This is a genomic window from Halobacillus sp. ABR2_026 (assembly GCF_056158545.1).
Genome location: NZ_JBSWTM010000006.1, coordinates 1 through 4,093 on the forward strand (window position 1 = coordinate 1; position 4,093 = coordinate 4,093).

At 44.3% G+C, this 4,093-nt stretch carries 4 protein-coding genes; 3 read left to right on the plus strand and 1 reads right to left on the minus strand.

Going from position 1 to position 4,093, the window contains the following annotated elements; genetic code table 11:
- A partial coding sequence (locus ACXADE_RS20105) for an alcohol dehydrogenase catalytic domain-containing protein (RefSeq protein ID WP_474982290.1) occupies positions 1–506 on the minus strand: 506 nt, incomplete at its 3' end.
- A 220-nt stretch (positions 507–726) separates the two neighbouring features.
- Here ACXADE_RS20105 and ACXADE_RS20110 point away from each other — a divergent pair.
- The 3 genes from ACXADE_RS20110 to ACXADE_RS20120 all read left to right on the plus strand — a co-directional run.
- Positions 727–1,575 carry a helix-turn-helix transcriptional regulator gene (locus tag ACXADE_RS20110; RefSeq protein WP_474823719.1) on the plus strand — a complete coding sequence of 283 codons (849 nt, stop codon included), beginning with the start codon at positions 727–729 and terminating at the stop codon, positions 1,573–1,575.
- Between the two features lie 245 nt (positions 1,576–1,820).
- The gene (locus ACXADE_RS20115) at positions 1,821–3,161 is read left to right on the plus strand and encodes a M24 family metallopeptidase (protein ID WP_474823717.1); all 1,341 of its coding nucleotides are present in this window, start codon (positions 1,821–1,823) and stop codon (positions 3,159–3,161) included.
- 285 nt (positions 3,162–3,446) lie between these two features.
- Positions 3,447–4,093, plus strand: a 647-nt coding sequence (locus ACXADE_RS20120; RefSeq protein WP_474982291.1) for an SDR family oxidoreductase, incomplete at its 3' end; no start/stop codon positions are given.

Consider the following 4,093-nt stretch of genomic DNA (forward strand, 5'->3'; position numbering starts at 1 on the left):
ATCACCCCGCAGCCTACAATGGAGGCTGACGAGTAGGGGATATCTGAATTGATGACCACCACCGCTTCTTTTTTCACTACAGTGTATTCACTCAGCGTGCCTAGGTGAAACGAGCGCTCAATGGGCTGTTCTGCCCGCTTGCTTGATTCGATATGCGCGTGACCATCAAGCCCGCAACCACAGACCGGCGAGTTCACCTCGCAAATATGCAAGTTGCCTTCCCGGCACTGGAAACACTCACCGCAGGGAATGGCCCAATTTAAAATCACCTTGTCGCCTTTGCTGATGCCAGAGACGCCTTCACCTACAGCTTCAACAACACCAGCGCCTTCATGACCGACGATAAATGTTTTGTTCCAGTTTTGAATGGAGTCCCAATCGGTATGACACAAGCCAGCGGCAACAATCTTCACCAACACTTCACCGGCGCTGGGTTTACCTACCATTACAGTTTCTACACTTATATTACCTTTGCCATCGGAGATAACGGATTTTGATGCGATCATGAGGATGCTTCGTGATATTAATAAGATGTTAAATATTGAATCACACTACTAGCAGTGCTTCTGTCAAAATTATGGGATTAAATATCAAATATCTGCCTTCATAAGTACTTATGTTATTTTTTTGTTTTAAAAAAGGCTGATTTTCTGTTTATATGCTGGTTAATGTCATTTAATACTCATTTAACGGTGGTGATGTTGTGGTAATTGAGAGTAGTGAGTGATGAGCAGATCTGTCTATTGTGAGCCTTTCGCTATTGAAAAAGGTTACGAATTTGAAATTCACCATGTGAAGTATGGTGAAAACGATCCGTACCATTGTTTTATGCACTTTCACGAGGTGCATGAGTTTATTATTTTCGAACGCATTGAAGGTCATTATTTTTATAGCCAGGGTGAATCGACGCTACACGATTACGACATTGTATTTACGCCAGCATTGGAAACTCACAACTTTGCTTGTAGTGACAGGGAAAAGTCGTGGTTCATCATTCAGTTTATGCCACATGTTTTTGATTCAGAAACCATGGCGAGCGTGCGCACGTTTTTTCAACATGGCCTTCATTTACGTCTGCCGAAAGAGCGACGCACCGAAATTCAGCAACAAGTTGCCTGGCTGTTTGAGAGCTATCAGCGAGAACCGCTGAGCGCTCGTAGCCAAACGCTCCTACAGTTGCTAGTACTCACTATTGCTGAATATGCAAAACCAGCAACCGACACTTCGACAAAACCGATAACCCATTCTCCGTTATATAACAAAATGCTGCCCGTGATTAATCAATTTAAAAATCAATCAGCGGTAGAGTTGTCGTTAAATGAAGCCGCCGAGATGTGCCATCTATCACCGTCTCATTTTTCCCGGGTGTTCAAGCAAATATTTCGCACCAACTATTCAGAATACGTACTACGGCACAAGCTCTACAGCGCAGCGCGGTTGCTGAGTCAGTCAACTTTGTCGATTACACAAATCAGCTATGAACTGAACTTCTCCAGCCCGTCTCATTTTATCGCGCAATTTAAAAAGTTGTTCTCAGTCACACCAAGGCAGTTTCGCACTGCAATGACAAATTAGAGGCAGTTAAATGTGGAGATGCCTACGGGTTAATACCCTGGTGGTTAGGTTCACTCAACGGTGCAATATAGCCCAAATCAGGATTTGTCTCAGAGGCTACAGCTTGTCTTCAAGGTGAAAAGCTAGCTGATGCAATCATAATAGTGCTAGATTAACTGGACTTTGCTGGTTGTGTTCTTCTCTTGGTTCTTTAATAAAGAGCCTGCTCCAACATCAGCTTTAATAATAAATGACAGGAAACAAGGATGAAAAAGGTTCAGGCAGTAACTTATGCTTTTCTAATGTTCGCCTTATCGGCAAACGTGAATGCAAACGACATACTTAGCATGAAGCAGCGGAGCGAGTTGATTGATAAGATCACCGTTGAACGTTTTGATACGGTGCTGCCGCAAATTATGGAACGAGAAGGCATCGATATGTGGGTGCTAATGTCGCGGGAATACAACGAAGATCCAGTACTAAAAACCATGCTGCCTTCTACCTGGATATCCGCAAGACGTCATACCATGTTGGTGATTTATAACCCGGGTAAGGGTCAGCCACTAGAGCGTTTGGCGGTTGCAAGATACGCTGTCGGCTCTTTATTTAAAAAAGCTTGGGATAAAGAAATACAGCCTGATCAGTGGGAAGCACTGAAGCAAGTCATCGAAGCTCGTAACCCTTCAAAAATTGCCATAAATACGTCTGATGCGTTTGCCCTTGCTGATGGTATGACTTCTACTGAGTACGAACAATTTATGGCCGTTCTTTCTGAAGACTTAAAGCGCCGCGTCGTGAGTGGCGAGAAGCTTTCAATTGGATGGCTGGAGACGAGGAGTGAGCTGGAGATGGAGTATTATCCAGTTCTTACCCAAATTGGACACTCACTGATAGCCACGGCATTTTCAAATGAGGTTATAACGCCTAATACGACGACTACCGATGATGTCGTGTGGTGGCTTCGGGATCAAACCCGTGCACTAGGACTTACCAACTGGTTTCATCCTTCCGTGTCAATTCAGCGGGAAAACAGCGAAGTATTCGATCAAATCTCTGCCTTTAGCAAACGCCCAACAGAAAACATCATTCGCCCGGGTGATTTAATCCATGTCGATTTCGGCATTACTTATTTGCGACTTAATACCGATCAACAGCAACACGCTTACGTGTTGAAGCCTGGCGAAGAAGACGCGCCAGAAGCTCTGAAAGCGGCACTTAAAACCGGTAATCAACTGCAAGATATTCTCACTAGTAAATTTAAAGTGGGCAGAACCGGAAACAGTATATTGCGCATGTCTCGGCAACAAGCTATTGAACAGGGCATCACGCCCGCTATTTATACTCATCCTCTCGGTTTACATGGGCACGCCGCAGGTCCAACTATAGGCATGTGGGATGCACAGGGAGGCGTGCCGGTTCAAGGCGACTATCCCATGTTTGCTCAAACAGCGTATTCCATAGAATTGAACGCGGCGAGTTATATTGAAGAGTGGGGCAAGGAAATTAGAATTATGCTGGAAGAAGATGCGTTTTTTGATGGGAAATCAGTGATGTATCTGGATGGCAGGCAAACTGAGTTTCACCTGATCCACTCCGAGGAAAACTAATTAAGGTGAAATGTTTGTGATATTTGCAGATGAGTTAACTTGTCGCATTGAAGCTGAGTTTCCTGGGGGGATGGAAATGAAAAGGTGCTATTGGAGGTCGATTTCTTAACTAGTCATGCTTTTCTACAATAAGTTGCCAGATTATGGAAAGTCGCTATTGCGATAGATATTATCCATCGCGCCATCTTACTTTTTATCACTCTTACCGCCTTTTTGTGAAGTGGGTTAATCCACTTCGATGCTTTTACGTAACACATATCACTAATCAAACGTGAGGTTAATGTTATGAACGAAGTTTCTGGAAAAGTGGTTATCATTACAGGCGCAAGTAGTGGGCTTGGAGAAGCGACGGCAAAAATGCTTGCAGGGAAAGGCGCCAAATTAGTGTTAGGTGCCCGCCGTGAAGATCGTCTCAAAAAACTTGTCGATGAAATTAAAACTTCAGGTGGCAACGCAACCTATAAAACTGTAGATGTCACGAAAAAAGATGAGGTTAAGGCGCTTGCGAGAGCGGCAATAGATGCCTACGGACGTATTGATGTACTAGTCAACAATGCTGGTCTTATGCCCTTAGCCCCACTTGATGAGATGAAGGTTGACGAGTGGGATCAAATGATAGATGTAAACATCAAGGGCGTTATGTATGGTGTTGCAGCTGTGTTAGGGCAAATGCGCGAGCAAAAAAGCGGGCACATTATCAATCTTTCATCAGTCGCGGGGCATGTGGTTTTCCCTGGAGCAACGGTTTATTGCGCGACTAAATTTGCAGTTAAAGCAATAAGTGAAGGTATTCGCAGGGAGTCAAACGGTGAAATCCGCTCAACGAATATTTCACCAGGAGCTGTGGCGACAGAACTTACGGACCACATTTCTCACGAAGATTCAAAACAGATGGCAGAAGATATGTACGACGATGCTATCGATGCAGATGC

Bases quoted from the DNA above. Each gene is read 5' to 3' on its own strand.
- ACXADE_RS20110 (WP_474823719.1), top strand. From the start codon at position 727: ATGAGCAGATCTGTCTATTGTGAGCCTTTCGCTATTGAAAAAGGTTAC.
- ACXADE_RS20115 (WP_474823717.1), top strand. From the start codon at position 1,821: ATGAAAAAGGTTCAGGCAGTAACTTATGCTTTTCTAATGTTCGCCTTA.